Raw genomic sequence first — 14,064 nt, forward strand, 5'->3', positions numbered from 1 at the left:
CGCTTATGCCTCGCCCGTGAGCTTACGGGTGTGCAACTGACGAGCCACTTCCGCGATCGATCCCGACAGGGACGGGTACACAGTGAAAGCGTTTGCGATCTGTTCCACCGTCAGATTGTTGTCGACTGCGATCGAGATGGGGTGGATCAGCTCGCTCGCCCGCGGCGCGACGACACAGCCGCCGACCACGATGCCGGTGCCGGGCCGGCAGAAGATCTTGACGAAGCCGTCGCGGATGCCCTGCATCTTGGCGCGCGGGTTGCGCAGCAGCGGCAGCTTGACGACCCGGGCGTCGATCTTGCCGGAGTCGACGTCGGCCTGGGAGTAGCCGACGGTGGCGATCTCGGGGTCGGTGAAGACGTTCGAGGAGACCGTCTTCAGATTCAGCGGGGCCACCGCGTCGCCGAGGAAGTGGTACATCGCGATCCGGCCCTGCATCGCGGCGACCGAGGCCAGCGCGAAGATGCCGGTGACGTCACCGGCCGCGTACACGCCGGGGGCGCTGGTGCGGGAGACCTTGTCGGTCCAGATGTGGCCGGACTCCTTGAGCCTGACCCCGGCCTCCTCCAGGCCCATGCCCGCGCTGTTCGGGATCGCGCCGACCGCCATCAGGCAGTGCGAACCGGAGATGACCCGGCCGTCGGCGAGGGTGACCTCGACCCGGTCGCCGACCCGCTTCGCCGCCTGGGCGCGGGAGCGGGCCATGACGTTCATGCCACGGCGCCGGAAGACGTCCTCCAGCACGGCGGCCGCGTCCGGGTCCTCGCCCGGCAGCACCCGGTCGCGGGACGAGACGAGCGTGACGCGGGAACCGAGCGCCTGGTAGGCACCGGCGAACTCGGCTCCGGTGACACCGGAGCCGACCACGATGAGCTCCTCGGGGAGCTCGTCGAGGTCGTAGACCTGGGTCCAGTTCAGAATGCGCTCGCCGTCGGGGAGTGCGTCGGGGATCTCCCGGGGGTGGCCGCCGGTCGCGATCAGCACGGCGTCGGCGGTGAGCCTCTCCTCCGTGCCGTCGGCCGCGGTCACGACGACCGTACGGGAGCCGTCTGCGGCCTGGAGGCCTTCCAGACGTCCGCGGCCGCGCGTCACCCGGGCCCCCGCACGGGTGACGGAGGCGGTGATGTCGTGGGACTGGGCGAGCGCCAGGCGCTTCACCCGTCGGTTGACCTTGCCGAGATCGACACCGACCACCCGCGCCGCCTGCTCGACGTACGGCGTGTCGTCGGCGACGATGATGCCCAGCTCCTCGTACGAAGAGTCGAAGGTGGTCATCACCTCTGCCGTCGCGATCAGGGTCTTCGAGGGTACGCAGTCGGTGAGCACCGACGCGCCGCCGAGGCCGTCACAGTCGACGACGGTCACCTCCGCGCCGAGCTGGGCGCCCACCAGTGCCGCCTCGTAGCCGCCGGGTCCGCCGCCGATGATCACGATCCGGGTCACGAAAAGTCCGCCTCGCGTATCTCATCCCGCGGCCGTCTGCCGCCCCGGCCGGGGGTCCGGGGGATCACCCCGGGGGTATGCAGTACGTACTCCATTGTCCCGCACGCGCCAACATGCTTCGCCCCGGGGCCCTCCATACGGGAGCCAGGACCGCGGAAGGAGGGCGGTGAGGTCCCCTCACCGAGGCTTCCACCGGTTCTCCCCGGAGGCGCCGACCGGGGTCTTCCGCACGGGAATCGCCGCTCCCGGGGTCACCTCCCGTACCCTCGATCCCATGTCGCTCTACGCCGCGTACGCCGGCAACCTCGACGCGCGGCTGATGACGCGCCGCGCACCGCATTCCCCGCTGCGCGGCACGGGCTGGCTCAACGGCTGGCGGCTGACCTTCGGCGGGGAGCAGATGGGCTGGGAAGGCGCGCTGGCCACGGTGGTCGAGGCGCCGCGCTCGCAGGTCTTCGTGACGCTGTACGACCTCGCGCCGATGGACGAGGACTCCATGGACCGCTGGGAGGGTGTCGGTCTCGACATCTACCGGCGGATGCGGGTCCGGGTGCACACCCTGGACGGCGAGGAGCCGGCCTGGATGTATGTACTGAACGGGTACGAGGGCGGGCTGCCGTCCGCCCGCTACTTGGGCGAGATCGCGGACGCCGCCGAGTCGGCAGGCGCGCCGCACGACTATGTGATGGAACTGCGCAAACGCCCCTGCTGACCCGCCGGACCAGCACTTTTGCATGAATGTACAAGCAGGCACGGGCAGACTCGGCGCAAAGACATCTACGCGCGTAGGAAATCACCGGCTACCCTCTTCCGCGTGAACGCATCTGTTATTCCGGACAACATTCAGGGCGACCCGCACGCCGCCGCTGCCGCCGCCGCTGCCCGCCTGCGCGAGCTGACCGGTGCCGAGACCCACGACGTCGCCCTCGTGATGGGTTCCGGCTGGGCACCTGCAGGCGACGCGCTCGGCACACCGGAAGCCGAATTCCCGGTGACCGAACTGCCCGGTTTCCCGGCACCCGCCGTCCAGGGCCACGGCGGCACGATCCGCTCGTACCGCATCGGCGAGAAGCGCGCCCTGGTCTTCCTCGGCCGCACGCACTTCTACGAGGGCCGCGGCGTCTCCGCCGTCGCGCACGGGGTCCGTACCGCCGTCGCCGCCGGCTGCAAGACCGTCGTCCTGACGAACGGCTGCGGCGGTCTGCGCGAGGGCATGCGCCCCGGACAGCCGGTCCTGATCAGCGACCACATCAACCTGACCGCGGCGTCCCCGATCGTCGGCGCCAACTTCGTCGACCTCACCGACCTGTACTCGCCGCGGCTGCGCGCGCTGTGCAAGGAGGTCGACGACACCCTCGAAGAGGGCGTGTACGTGCAGTTCCCCGGTCCGCACTACGAGACCCCGGCCGAGATCAACATGGTCCGGGTCATGGGCGGCGACCTGGTCGGCATGTCCACGGTGCTCGAAGCCATTGCGGCGCGGGAGGCGGGGGCGGAGGTTCTGGGCATCTCGCTCGTCACGAACCTGGCCGCCGGGCTGAGCGGCGAGCCGCTGAACCACGAAGAGGTACTGCAGGCAGGACGGGACTCGGCGACCCGGATGGGGTCGTTGCTCGCGCGGGTGCTCGACCGTATCTGACCGGGCGTCGCCCTGCCGCGGGCGGTGTCTCCCACCCGGGAGGGCCCCGCGCTGCGTGCCACCCACCCGTACCCGGACAACACCTCACCCCGCAGAAAGGCGGACACCGTGCAGCAGGACCTCATCACGCAGGCCAGGACCTGGCTCGCCGAGGACCCCGACCCCGAGACCCGCGACGAGCTCGCCAAGCTCATCGACGCCGAGGACCTCGACGCGCTCGCCGCACGGTTCGCCGGCACGCTGCAGTTCGGTACCGCCGGGCTCCGCGGTGAGCTGGGGGCCGGGCCGATGCGGATGAACCGGTCCGTCGTCATCCGCGCCGCCGCCGGGCTCGCCGCCCATCTGAAGGCGAAGGGGCAGACCGGCGGCACCGTCGTCATCGGGTACGACGCCCGGTACAAGTCCGCCGACTTCGCCCGCGACACGGCGGCCGTGATGACCGGTGCGGGGCTGCGCGCGGCGGTCCTCCCCCGCCCGCTCCCGACCCCCGTCCTGGCGTATGCCATACGCCACCTGGGCGCCGTCGCGGGCGTCGAGGTGACCGCGAGCCACAATCCGCCGCGCGACAACGGCTACAAGGTCTATCTCGGCGACGGTTCGCAGATCGTGCCCCCGGCGGACGGGGAGATCGCCGACGCGATCGCCGCGGTCGGCCCGCTGGCCGGCGTGGACCGGCCGGAGAGCGGCTGGGAGATCCTCGGCGACGAGGTCCTGGACGCCTATCTGGCCCGTACGGACGCGGTGCTCGGCGCCGGGTCCCCGCGTACCGCCCAGGTCGTGTACACCGCCATGCACGGCGTCGGCACGTCCGTCCTGACCGCGGCCTTCGCCCGCGCCGGGTTCCCGGAGCCGGTGCTCGTCGCCGAGCAGGCCGAGCCCGACCCGGCGTTCCCCACGGTCGCATTCCCGAACCCGGAGGAGCCGGGGGCGATGGATCTCGCGTTCGCCACCGCCCGGCGCGCGCACCCGGACATCGTCATCGCCAACGACCCGGACGCCGACCGCTGCGCCGTCGCCGTCCCGGACCCGTCCGTGGACGGCGGCTGGCGGATGCTGCGCGGCGACGAGGTCGGCGCGCTGCTCGCCGCCCATCTGGTCGCCCGCGGTGCCACCGGGGTCTTCGCCGAGTCGATCGTGTCGTCGTCGCTGCTCGGCCGGATCGCCGAGAAGTCGGGGAACGGATACGAGGAGACGCTGACCGGCTTCAAGTGGATCGCCCGTGTCGACGGCCTGCGGTACGGGTACGAGGAGGCGCTCGGCTACTGCGTCGACCCCGACGGCGTCCGTGACAAGGACGGCATCACGGCCGCGCTGCTCGTCGCCGAGCTGGCCTCCGTGCTCAAGGAGCGGGGGCGCACGCTCCTCGACCTCCTCGACGACCTCGCGGTCGAGCACGGGCTGCACGCCACCGACCAGTTGTCGGTCCGGGTGGAAGACCTGTCGGTCATCGCGGACGCCATGCGGCGGCTGCGCGAGGCACCGCCGAGCGCGCTCGCGGGGCTCGCCGTCACCTCGGCCGAGGATCTGTCGGAGGGCACGGAGCAGTTGCCGCCCACCGACGGACTCCGCTACCACCTGCAGGGCGCCCGGGTGATCGTCAGGCCGAGCGGCACCGAGCCGAAGCTCAAGTGCTACCTGGAGGTCGTGGTGCCGGTCGGTACTGCGGACGAGCTGCCCGCCGCGCGGGCCAAGGGCGCCGAACTGCTCGCGGGGATCAAGAGGGATCTGTCGGCGGCCGCCGGGATCTGAGCGGAGGCGCCACCTCGCACGGGGGAATCGGTGACGGCAGTTGCCGCAGCCTTCCGCCTCCTTTCCCGATCAGCGGACCGAGGCGGGAAAAGGGGTGACCGCTGTCCTCGCGCCGGGCCGCCCCTGCTGTCCGATGCTCCCCGGCCGCTCCCACTGTCCCCGCCTCCCGTGCCGCGCAGCCGCCGGTCACGGGAGGCGGTGGCGTACGGGGCCGGGGCCCCGCGGTCCGGTGCGCCGTTCCCGCCCCGCTTCAGGGCTGTCCGGTCATCCCTCCCGGATCGGCGCGCGGCGTCAGATGCGGTGCGTCGCCAGCCGGAGAGGCGTCCTCACACAGGACATGTCCGGGCGCTCCGGCAGCGCGGCGAGCTGCCGCGACTGTCGTCGTGCGCCTGCCGGCGACGACGGAACGGTCCTCAGCCCAGCGCCAGCAGCACCACCAGCAGCACAGCCCCCGCGACCGACGGCGCGATCACCTCGTACGCCCACCGCACGACGACCGCCTCGGCACCACCCGCGCCGCCCCCGCCCTGCTCGGCCATCTCGCGCAGATCCGCCACCGTCTGATCGGCCGCAGCCAGCCGCGCCTTCGTGTCCCGCACATCCGCATGCACCGACGTCCGCCGGTACGGGTCGTCCTGCGACTGGCGCGACTGCTGCCGTGCCGCCTTCTTGCGCTGCCGCAGCGACACCGGCACCGCCCACAGCTGGTACTTCGCGCCGTCCTGGGTGAACAGTTCGGTGGAGTACCCGGCGCGCACATCCGCGACCGCCGCCCACGGCGCCGTGATCGTCCGGAACGGGTTGCGGATCCGGATCCGCTCCTTGTTCACCGACACGACCGGGCGCAGCGTGAACGCGACGATCAGCGGCACAGCCGTCAGCAGCCCGGCCAGGGCCAGCCACGGCGTCCGCCCGTCACCCCTGATCAGGGCATCCACGCCGAGCCAGCCGACCAGCAGGAGCAGCAGGACACCGCCCGCCATCCCGGCAGGTGACCGGAAGGTCCGGTCGGCGTAGGTCGGCTCGGTGGGCGGTGTGGGGCTCGTCATGTGGCCGATTCTGCCTGACGTGCGGGGGCGCCGCCGGAGCGGCCACCCCGCACCCGAACGGCACCGCGCCCCCACGCCGGTATCCCCTCCCCCCTGTACAGGCTGCTACGCGCGTAGATATGCTCCCCTGGTGACCATGCCCACCACTGCACCCGCATTCTCCGACGCCACCGCGTCCGACAGTGCGCTGCGCCGCTTCCTGCACGGGCTGCCCGGCGTCGACGCCGTCGGCCTCGAAGCGCGCGCTGCGTCTCTCGGAACCCGTTCGATCAAGACGACGGCCAAGGCGTACGCCATCGACCTCGCCATCTCGATGATCGACCTGACGACGCTGGAAGGCGCGGACACCCCGGGCAAGGTCCGGGCTCTCGCCGCCAAGGCCGTCAATCCCGACCCGACCGACCGGACGACCCCGCGCACCGCCGCGGTCTGCGTCTATCCCGACATGGTGGCGACGGCCACCGCCGCGCTGGCCGGTTCCGGCGTGAAGGTGGCGTCCGTCGCGACGGCCTTCCCCGCCGGGCGCGCCGCGCTCGACGTGAAGCTCGCGGACGTCCGCGACGCCGTGGCCGCCGGGGCCGACGAGATCGACATGGTGATCGACCGGGGCGCCTTCCTCTCCGGCCGCTACCTCAAGGTGTACGAGGAGATCCTCGCCGTGAAGGCCGAGTGCGCCCGTGCCGACGGCACCGACGCCCGCCTCAAGGTCATCTTCGAGACCGGCGAGCTGTCCACCTACGACAACATCCGCCGCGCCTCCTGGCTCGGCATGCTGGCGGGCGCGGACTTCATCAAGACGTCGACCGGCAAGGTGGGGACCAACGCCACGCCCGCGAACACTCTGCTGATGCTGGAGGCCGTGCGCGACTTCCGGGAGCAGACTGGGGTGCAGATCGGTGTGAAGCCCGCCGGTGGCATCCGCACCTCCAAGGACGCGATCAAGTTCCTCGTCCTGGTCAACGAGACCGCCGGCGAGGACTGGCTGGACAACCACTGGTTCCGCTTCGGCGCGTCGAGTCTGCTCAACGACCTGCTGATGCAGCGCCAGAAGCTGGCCACGGGCCGCTACTCCGGCCCCGACTACGTGACGGTGGACTGATCCCCATGGCATCTGCATTCGAGTACGCCCCCGCCCCCGAGTCGCGCTCGGTCGTCGATATCGCGCCCTCGTACGGCCTCTTCATCGACGGCGAGTTCACCGACGCGGCCGACGGCAAGGTCTTCAAGACGGTCTCGCCGAGCAGCGAAGAGGTGCTCTCCGAGGTCGCACAGGCCGGCGCCGCGGACGTCGACCGGGCCGTGAAGGCAGCCCGCAAGGCATTCGAGAAGTGGTCGGCACTGCCGGGCTCCGAGCGCGCCAAGTACCTCTTCCGGATCGCCCGGATCATTCAGGAGCGCTCCCGCGAGCTCGCCGTTCTCGAAACCCTCGACAACGGCAAGCCGATCAAGGAGACCCGTGACGCGGACCTCCCGCTGGTCGCGGCGCACTTCTTCTACTACGCGGGCTGGGCCGACAAGCTGGACCACGCGGGCTTCGGCGCGAACCCGCGCCCGCTCGGTGTCGCGGGCCAGATCATCCCGTGGAACTTCCCGCTGCTCATGCTGGCGTGGAAGATCGCCCCGGCGCTCGCCACCGGCAACACCGTGGTCCTGAAGCCCGCCGAGACGACCCCGCTCTCCGCGCTCTTCTTCGCGGACATCTGCCGCCAGGCGGGGCTGCCGAAGGGCGTCGTGAACATCCTCACCGGGTACGGCGACGCGGGTGCGGCCCTCGTCGAGCACCCGGACGTGAACAAGATCGCCTTCACCGGCTCGACCGCGGTCGGCAAGGCCATCGCCCGCCAGATCGCGGGCACCGACAAGAAGGTCACCCTGGAGCTCGGTGGCAAGGGCGCCAACATCGTCTTCGACGACGCCCCGATCGACCAGGCCGTCGAAGGCGTCGTCACCGGCATCTTCTTCAACCAGGGGCAGGTCTGCTGCGCAGGCTCGCGCCTCCTCGTGCAGGAGTCGATCCAGGACGAGCTGCTGGACTCCCTGAAGCGCCGGCTGTCCACGCTGCGCCTCGGCGACCCGCTGGACAAGAACACCGACATCGGTGCGATCAACTCCGCGGAACAGCTCTCCCGGATCACGGCACTGGTCGAGACGGGCGAGGCGGAGGGCGCCGAGCGCTGGTCCGCCCCGTGCGAACTCCCGTCCTCCGGCTACTGGTTCGCCCCGACGCTGTTCACGAACGTCACCCAGGCGCACACCGTCGCGCGCGACGAGATCTTCGGCCCGGTGCTCTCCGTTCTGTCGTTCCGTACGCCGGACGAGGCGGTGGCCAAGGCCAACAACAGCCAGTACGGCCTGTCGGCCGGCATCTGGACGGAGAAGGGCTCCCGCATCCTCGCGGTGGCGAGCAAGCTCCGGGCGGGCGTCGTCTGGGCCAACACGTTCAACAAGTTCGACCCGACCTCGCCGTTCGGCGGATACAAGGAGTCGGGCTTCGGCCGCGAAGGCGGCCGTCACGGCCTGGAGGCGTACCTCGATGTCCGATAACCGTCTGAGCGTCTTCAAGACCTACAAGCTGTACGTCGGGGGCAAGTTCCCCCGCTCCGAGAGCGGCCGGGTGTACGAGGTGACGGACTCCAAGGGCACGTGGCTGGCGAACGCCCCGCAGTCCTCCCGCAAGGACGCACGGGACGCGGTCGTGGCCGCCCGCAAGGCGTTCGGCGGCTGGTCGGGCGCGACGGCGTACAACCGCGGTCAGATCCTCTACCGCATCGCGGAGATGCTGGAGGGCCGAAAGGGCCAGTTCGTACGGGAAGTGGCGGACGCGGAGGGGTTGTCGAAGTCCAAGGCGGCGGCCGTCGTGGACGCGGCGATCGACCGCTGGGTCTGGTACGCGGGCTGGACCGACAAGATCGGCCAGATCGTGGGCGGGGCGAACCCGGTCGCGGGCCCGTTCTTCAACCTGTCCACGCCCGAGCCGACGGGTGTGGTCGCGGTCGTGGCGCCGCAGAAGTCGTCGTTCCTGGGTCTGGTCTCCGTCGTCGCGCCGGTGATCGCGACCGGCAACACGGCGGTCGTCGTCGCGTCCGCCGACGCCCCGCTCCCGGCGCTGTCCCTGGGCGAGGTGCTGGCCACCTCCGACCTGCCGGGCGGTGTGGTGAACATCCTGTCCGGGAAGACGGCGGAGCTCGCGGCCCCGCTCGCGTCCCACCAGGACGTGAACGCGATCGATCTCACGGGCGCCGACAGCGGTCTGGCGAAGGAGCTGGAGATCGCGGCAGCGGACAACCTGAAGCGCGTTCTCCGCCCAGCCGCCTTCCGCCACCACCCCGAGGAGGAAGCACAGGGCGCCGCCCGTCCACAGGCTGTGGACGGAAACGACTGGTCGGCAGATCCGGGCACGGACCGCCTGACGGCGTTCCTGGAGACCAAGACGGTCTGGCACCCCACGGGCGCGCTCGGCGCCTCGGGTTCGTCCTACTGACCGACACGGCTGCGGCCCGCCCCTCCGACAACACCGCGGAGGGGCGGGCCGCAGCCCTGTGCGCCGGGATCAGCCGTGCATCAACCCCGTCACCTGCCCCACCAACGGCTGGTCGTTCAGCGCACCACCGTTGCTCAGCGGGTCGGTGACGACGCCCGTGGAGACCGGCTCGAAGTCGGCGATCCGCGCCCCCGCCCTGTTGTTCAGCGGGTCCACACCCGTCTTGGCCAGCGGGTCGAGCTGAAGGTTCGTGACCGGAGAGACCCCGTGTCCGAGTGCCCCGGTCACCGCGCTCCCGGTCGCCTCACCGACCGCGTCGAGGCTGCTGTCGGCACCCGGGGCCGGAGCGACGGGCAGCGGCGCCGCCTGGGCCGCCGCACCCCCCGCACCGAGCGCGGCGCCCACCGCGGTGACGGTCAGACCTGCGCGCAGCAGCGCGCGGCGCCGGGACCTGGAAAGTGCATGTCGTGCCATGGAATTCCCGCCTGATCGATATCGATCGAGTAATCGTCTGCGTACGTAGAGTAGTTGAGGTGTGATGCTGGATACCAACACGGGCACCGGGGGATCCCCTGCGCGGGTCAATGCCTCACACTCGTGTCCTGTGAATTCCCAACCGATCCCGACCCGCGTCGTACTGCTCGCGGGCCCCTCCGGCTCCGGCAAGTCCTCACTGGCCGCCCGCACCGACCTTCCGGTGCTGCGCCTGGACGACTTCTACAAGGAGGGCGACGACCCCACACTGCCGCTGGTACCGGGCAGTTCGGACATCGACTGGGACTCCGCACAGTCCTGGGACGCGGATGCCGCGGTCGCCGCCATCACGGAGCTGTGCCGCACGGGGCGTACACACGTCCCGGTGTACGACATCGCGACCAGCTCCCGGATCGACCACGAGGCGTTCCACATCGAGCGGACGCCGCTGTTCGTGGCCGAGGGCATCTTCGCGGCGGACATAGTCGAACGGTGCCAGGAACTGGGTGTCCTGGCGGACGCGCTCTGCCTGCGCGGCCGCCCGACGACAACGTTCCGCCGCCGGCTGCTGCGGGATCTGCGCGAGGGCCGCAAGTCCGTGCCGTTCCTGCTGCGACGGGGATGGCGGCTGATGCGCGCGGAGCGGCGGATCGTGGCGCGGCAGACGGCGCTGGGCGCTCACCCGTGCGGGAAGCAGGAGGCGCTCGGGCGCCTGGCGGCGGCTGCGGCAGGGCGGTGCCGACGGGCACCGGTGGCACGCTAGTGCTGCGACCCGAAAGGTTCACCGGCTCGCGGCAATCCTTTCCGGACACCCCCTAAGGGCTGTCCCGTACGCCGGGGGCTCACGCGTCCCGCAGCCTCAGGACCAGCCCCCCTCCCAGCAGCGCGGCCGCGGCCCATCCCGTGAGCACCCCCAGCCCTGCCCACGGGCCAATGGGAAGACTGTCGGCACCGGTCGTGGACTGAACGGCGAGCCCCGCCGTCATCGGGGCGATCTGCTGCAGGTGCCGGTGCCAGTCCGGGTCGGTGACCAGCTGCGTGAGGATCGGGAGGACGAAGAGCAGGCCGAGTACGACCCCGACCGCCGCCGCCGGGTCCCGGACCGCGGTGGCGGTGCCCAGGCCGAGCAGGCCGATCAGCACCAGGTACAGCACCGTCCCGGCCGCCGCGCGCAGCGTCGGACCGTCGGTCAGGGACAGCATCGCCCGGCCCTGCGCCGTCGTGAATCCGTTGCCCGGCAGGATCAGCCCCGCCGCCAGCAGGCAGCCGAACACCGCGACCGCCCCGGCGACCAACACCACCCCCGTGAGGACGGCCGACTTCGCGGCCAGGACCGTGAACCGGCGCGGTGTCGCCATCAGGGTGGTGCGCATCATCCCCGTGCTGTACTCGCCGCTGATCACCAGCACGGCCAGGACGGCGATGACCGTCTGCCCGAGAAGGATCCCGGTCAGACCGAGCCTGACGACGTCCTGGTGACAGCCCGTCGACGGGCACTTTGCGGCGGCGGCCGTCGCGGCACTGACCCCCACCGTGACCACGACAAAGGCAAGGAGCAGCCGCCCCGGGGCCGTCACGGTGCACAGCTTCGTCCACTCCGCGTGCAGGGTCTGCTTCATGCGTCCCTCCGGCGCATCATGAACACCGCCGCACCCAGCGCGACAGCCGTCCACCCGCACAGCACCGCGAATCCGCCCCACGGCGGCAGCGGGAAGTAACCGAAGGCCGGTGTGTAGTCGCTGTCCACCTGCGCGTACTGCGGCATGTTCTGCTGAACGGCGAAGCCCGCTGCCGGGGTGACCCGCAGGAGCCACTGCGAGGGCCCGGCCGGCAGGATCGAGGCGGTCGCGAGGATGTACGGCAGGACGATCGCCGCGAACACCAGGGTGACCGCCCCGGCGCTGCGCCGCAGTACGGTGCCGACGGCCAGGGCGAGCACCGCGGTGACCGCGAGCAGGGCCGCCGTACCGGCCACCACGCGCAGCTCCGTGAGCGTGCCGACCGGGAAGTCGAAGCCACCGGGGCGCACCAGCCATTCACCGAGCAGCACCGCCGCCGCCGCGGCGGGCAGCCCGGCCACAAAGGTCACGGCGGCGAGGACGACGGCTTTCGCGGCCGGCGCCCTGCCCCGCCGCGGGCTCGCCATGAGGGTGGGGCGGATCAGTCCGCGCCGGTACTCGGCGGTGATGAACGTCGCCCCGACGACGATCACCAGGATCAGCCCGACGAATGTGCCGGTCAGGCTGCGCTCGATGGTCTGACCGCCTGCGGTCATGGGCCCGCCCACGGCCGGTGCGATGTCGCCGGACCCGGTGACGGTGAATGTGCCGTCCACCCGGTGGAACGTGCCGTCCGACGCGAAGTCGTCGGCGGGACCGCCCATCTGCTCACCGTGCCACGCCGCGTCCCCGGACTCCGCGCCGCTGAGAGCGACGTGGTCGAAGACACCCGTGGCCCGAGTGGGCGCCCCGCGGTTGCTCAGCCCGCCGAATTTCTCGCTCGTCGACTCCGTGGCGGGCGGCGAGGCGGCGAACATCCCGGCCTGCACCTGCGAGGGCAGTCCGGTCAGGCGCGCGGTACCGACCGCGGTCCAGCGCGCCCCGTCGGCCGACTGGTAGCCGGTCACCGTGTCCCCGGACCGGGTCAGCCGCAGCCAGCGCGGGGACGCGGCGGAGACGGCGCCGGGGGCACCGGCTGTGTCATGCGTGTAGTTGTGCTGCATCCGCACGCCGTGGCCCGCGGTGACCATGACGGCCGCGTATGCCGACCCCGCCCGGTCGCCCGCCTTCAGGACGATCCCCGCCTTCGCCCACGGCGGCAGCCCGCCCTTCGCGCCGTCCGGGGCCAGCGACATGATCCGTACGGTGATGCTGCCGTCCCCGGTCAGCGGCTGGTGCACGAAGTAGAACCGGTCCGTCACGGCCTCGCCGCCCGGACCCCTGGCACCGGTGCAGGGCTGGTTCGGGTCCTCGCAGGTGGGCCGCTCGGTGTGGGCGCCGATCAGCCCGATCAGGACGATCACCAGCGCCGCGGCCGCGAGTCCGGCGACCCAGCCCCGTACCGTCCGGAACTTGGTCCACTCGGCACGCAGTTGCTGGGCGAACCCGGCGTGCACGGCCGGCGTCCCGGAGCGGTACGACGTCGTGGTCAGGGTCATCGGGCCGGCTCCTCGGCCGCCGTGGCGCGGAACTCGACCGCGTCCCGGGTGAGTTCCATGTACGCCTCCTCCAGGGTCGCGCGGTGCGCGGACACTTCGGCGAACGGCACCCCGCTCTCACCGAGCAGCGTCACGATGTGCTCCGCCGCCAGCCCGGAGACGGTGAGGGTGTCACGGTCCGTGGCCGCCACGGTGGCTCCGGCGTACGTAAGCGCCGTCATCGCCTCCGACCGTGCCGAGGTCCGCAGCGTGACCCGGTCGCCGGACGCGGTCCCGATCAGCTCGCGCACGCTGGTGTCGGCGATGACCCTGCCACGTCCGACCACCACCAGATGGTCGGCGGTGTCCTGCAGTTCGCTCATCAGGTGGCTGGACAGCAGCACCGCCCGGCCCTGCGCGGCCAGCGCACGCTGGAAGTCGCGCATCCACACGATGCCTTCCGGGTCCAGGCCGTTGAACGGCTCGTCCAGCATGATCACCGGCGGGTCGCCGAGCAGTGCGGCGGCGATCCCGAGGCGCTGCCGCATGCCGAGCGAGAAACCCGCCGTCCGGCGCCCGGCGACCGGCCCCAGGCCGGCCTGCTCGATGACGTCGTCGACCCGCCGCGCGCCGAGGCCCTGCGAGTGGGCGAGCCACAGCAGATGGTTGCGGGCGGTCCGGCCCGGCTGCAGTGCGGCGGCGTCCAGCAGCGCCCCGATGTGGTTCAGCGGGTTCCGCAGGTTCCGGTACGGCTGACCTCCGATCAGCGCGGTGCCCTCGTCGGCCGTGTCCAGGCCGAGGATGACCCGCATCGTGGTGGACTTGCCGGCGCCGTTGGGCCCGACGAAGCCGGTGACCTGTCCGGGCCTGACGGTGAATGTCATCCCGTCCAGCGCGGTGGTCGGCCCGTAGCGCTTGCGCAGGCCGGTGACTTCCACGGTTGCTTCCATGTCCGGCAGGCTAGGCAGCAGAGTGCCCCGCGGTCGTCACGCCGGACAGCGACTTCTGCCCTCCCTGACAGGAGGGATGTCCGGTGCCGCAGGTCCCTCATGAGAGGGATGCCGGGGTGCGCCACCTGCGGCAAGAATGACGG

General features: G+C 71.6%; 13 protein-coding genes. 7 read left to right on the top strand and 6 right to left on the bottom strand.

Going from position 1 to position 14,064, the window contains the following annotated elements; translation table 11 throughout:
- Positions 1-3: 3 nt before the first annotated feature.
- Entirely contained in the window at positions 4-1,443 is a 1,440-nt protein-coding gene (locus ACNPQM_RS15535; RefSeq protein WP_358857818.1) for an NAD(P)H-quinone dehydrogenase, read from the bottom strand.
- Positions 1,444-1,717: 274 nt separating this feature from the next.
- On the opposite strand from ACNPQM_RS15535, the gene ACNPQM_RS15540 reads away from it, so the two are divergent.
- From ACNPQM_RS15540 to ACNPQM_RS15550, 3 genes are all read left to right on the top strand, one after another.
- Positions 1,718-2,155, top strand: coding sequence for a gamma-glutamylcyclotransferase (locus ACNPQM_RS15540; RefSeq protein WP_358857946.1), 438 nt, complete (start codon positions 1,718-1,720; stop codon positions 2,153-2,155).
- Positions 2,156-2,257: 102 nt separating this feature from the next.
- Positions 2,258-3,082: a purine-nucleoside phosphorylase gene (locus ACNPQM_RS15545; protein ID WP_358857817.1), complete on the top strand. Its 825-nt coding sequence runs from the start codon at positions 2,258-2,260 to the stop codon at positions 3,080-3,082.
- A 108-nt stretch (positions 3,083-3,190) separates the two neighbouring features.
- A complete protein-coding gene (locus ACNPQM_RS15550; RefSeq protein ID WP_418084501.1) occupies positions 3,191-4,831 on the top strand; it encodes a phospho-sugar mutase in 1,641 nt (546 codons plus the stop codon).
- A 413-nt stretch (positions 4,832-5,244) separates the two neighbouring features.
- Here ACNPQM_RS15550 and ACNPQM_RS15555 read toward each other — a convergent pair whose 3' ends face one another.
- A complete protein-coding gene (locus tag ACNPQM_RS15555; RefSeq protein ID WP_358857816.1) occupies positions 5,245-5,880 on the bottom strand; it encodes a PH domain-containing protein in 636 nt (211 codons plus the stop codon).
- 136 nt (positions 5,881-6,016) lie between these two features.
- Here ACNPQM_RS15555 and deoC point away from each other — a divergent pair, with 136 nt between their 5' ends.
- Genes deoC through ACNPQM_RS15570 form a run of 3 tightly spaced genes read left to right on the top strand, consistent with a single transcriptional unit; the run spans position 6,017 to position 9,361 of the window.
- Entirely contained in the window at positions 6,017-6,979 is a 963-nt protein-coding gene (deoC, locus tag ACNPQM_RS15560; protein ID WP_358857815.1) for a deoxyribose-phosphate aldolase, read from the top strand.
- A 5-nt stretch (positions 6,980-6,984) separates the two neighbouring features.
- Complete coding sequence (locus ACNPQM_RS15565) at positions 6,985-8,424, top strand: aldehyde dehydrogenase family protein (RefSeq protein WP_418084442.1); 1,440 nt, start codon at positions 6,985-6,987, stop codon at positions 8,422-8,424.
- Positions 8,414-9,361 (top strand): aldehyde dehydrogenase family protein, encoded by a 948-nt coding sequence (locus ACNPQM_RS15570; protein ID WP_418084443.1) that lies wholly within the window; start codon positions 8,414-8,416, stop codon positions 9,359-9,361. The genes ACNPQM_RS15565 and ACNPQM_RS15570 overlap by 11 nt, the downstream gene beginning before the upstream one ends.
- 69 nt (positions 9,362-9,430) lie before the next feature.
- On the opposite strand, the gene ACNPQM_RS15575 is transcribed toward ACNPQM_RS15570, so the two are convergent.
- Positions 9,431-9,835 (bottom strand): hypothetical protein, encoded by a 405-nt coding sequence (locus ACNPQM_RS15575; RefSeq protein WP_418084444.1) that lies wholly within the window; start codon positions 9,833-9,835, stop codon positions 9,431-9,433.
- Between the two features lie 64 nt (positions 9,836-9,899).
- Between ACNPQM_RS15575 and ACNPQM_RS15580 the strand changes: the two genes are divergently transcribed.
- Positions 9,900-10,598, top strand: a complete 699-nt coding sequence (locus ACNPQM_RS15580; protein WP_358857811.1) for a uridine kinase family protein — start codon at positions 9,900-9,902, stop codon at positions 10,596-10,598.
- A 79-nt stretch (positions 10,599-10,677) separates the two neighbouring features.
- Here the strand turns inward: ACNPQM_RS15580 and ACNPQM_RS15585 are convergent, their stop codons facing one another.
- The 3 genes from ACNPQM_RS15585 to ACNPQM_RS15595 are packed head-to-tail and all read right to left on the bottom strand — an operon-like array spanning position 10,678 to position 13,921.
- Entirely contained in the window at positions 10,678-11,454 is a 777-nt protein-coding gene (locus ACNPQM_RS15585; RefSeq protein WP_358859570.1) for an ABC transporter permease, read from the bottom strand.
- Positions 11,451-12,992 carry an ABC transporter permease subunit gene (locus tag ACNPQM_RS15590; RefSeq protein ID WP_418084445.1) on the bottom strand — a complete coding sequence of 514 codons (1,542 nt, stop codon included), beginning with the start codon at positions 12,990-12,992 and terminating at the stop codon, positions 11,451-11,453. The genes ACNPQM_RS15585 and ACNPQM_RS15590 overlap by 4 nt, the downstream gene beginning before the upstream one ends.
- Positions 12,989-13,921: an ABC transporter ATP-binding protein gene (locus ACNPQM_RS15595; RefSeq protein WP_418084446.1), complete on the bottom strand. Its 933-nt coding sequence runs from the start codon at positions 13,919-13,921 to the stop codon at positions 12,989-12,991. The genes ACNPQM_RS15590 and ACNPQM_RS15595 overlap by 4 nt, the downstream gene beginning before the upstream one ends.
- Between the last annotated feature and the right edge of the window lie 143 nt (positions 13,922-14,064).

The sequence above is a fragment of the Streptomyces sp. NPDC056231 genome (assembly GCF_048270745.1).
Taxonomy (GTDB): domain Bacteria; phylum Actinomycetota; class Actinomycetes; order Streptomycetales; family Streptomycetaceae; genus Streptomyces.

Bases quoted from the DNA above. Each gene is read 5' to 3' on its own strand.
- ACNPQM_RS15540 (WP_358857946.1), top strand. From the start codon at position 1,718: ATGTCGCTCTACGCCGCGTACGCCGGCAACCTCGACGCGCGGCTGATG.
- ACNPQM_RS15555 (WP_358857816.1), bottom strand. From the start codon at position 5,880: ATGACGAGCCCCACACCGCCCACCGAGCCGACCTACGCCGACCGGACC.
- ACNPQM_RS15575 (WP_418084444.1), bottom strand. From the start codon at position 9,835: ATGGCACGACATGCACTTTCCAGGTCCCGGCGCCGCGCGCTGCTGCGC.
- ACNPQM_RS15565 (WP_418084442.1), top strand. From the start codon at position 6,985: ATGGCATCTGCATTCGAGTACGCCCCCGCCCCCGAGTCGCGCTCGGTC.
- ACNPQM_RS15570 (WP_418084443.1), top strand. From the start codon at position 8,414: ATGTCCGATAACCGTCTGAGCGTCTTCAAGACCTACAAGCTGTACGTC.
- ACNPQM_RS15595 (WP_418084446.1), bottom strand. From the start codon at position 13,921: ATGGAAGCAACCGTGGAAGTCACCGGCCTGCGCAAGCGCTACGGGCCG.
- deoC (WP_358857815.1), top strand. From the start codon at position 6,017: ATGCCCACCACTGCACCCGCATTCTCCGACGCCACCGCGTCCGACAGT.
- ACNPQM_RS15585 (WP_358859570.1), bottom strand. From the start codon at position 11,454: ATGAAGCAGACCCTGCACGCGGAGTGGACGAAGCTGTGCACCGTGACG.
- ACNPQM_RS15590 (WP_418084445.1), bottom strand. From the start codon at position 12,992: ATGACCCTGACCACGACGTCGTACCGCTCCGGGACGCCGGCCGTGCAC.
- ACNPQM_RS15580 (WP_358857811.1), top strand. From the start codon at position 9,900: ATGCTGGATACCAACACGGGCACCGGGGGATCCCCTGCGCGGGTCAAT.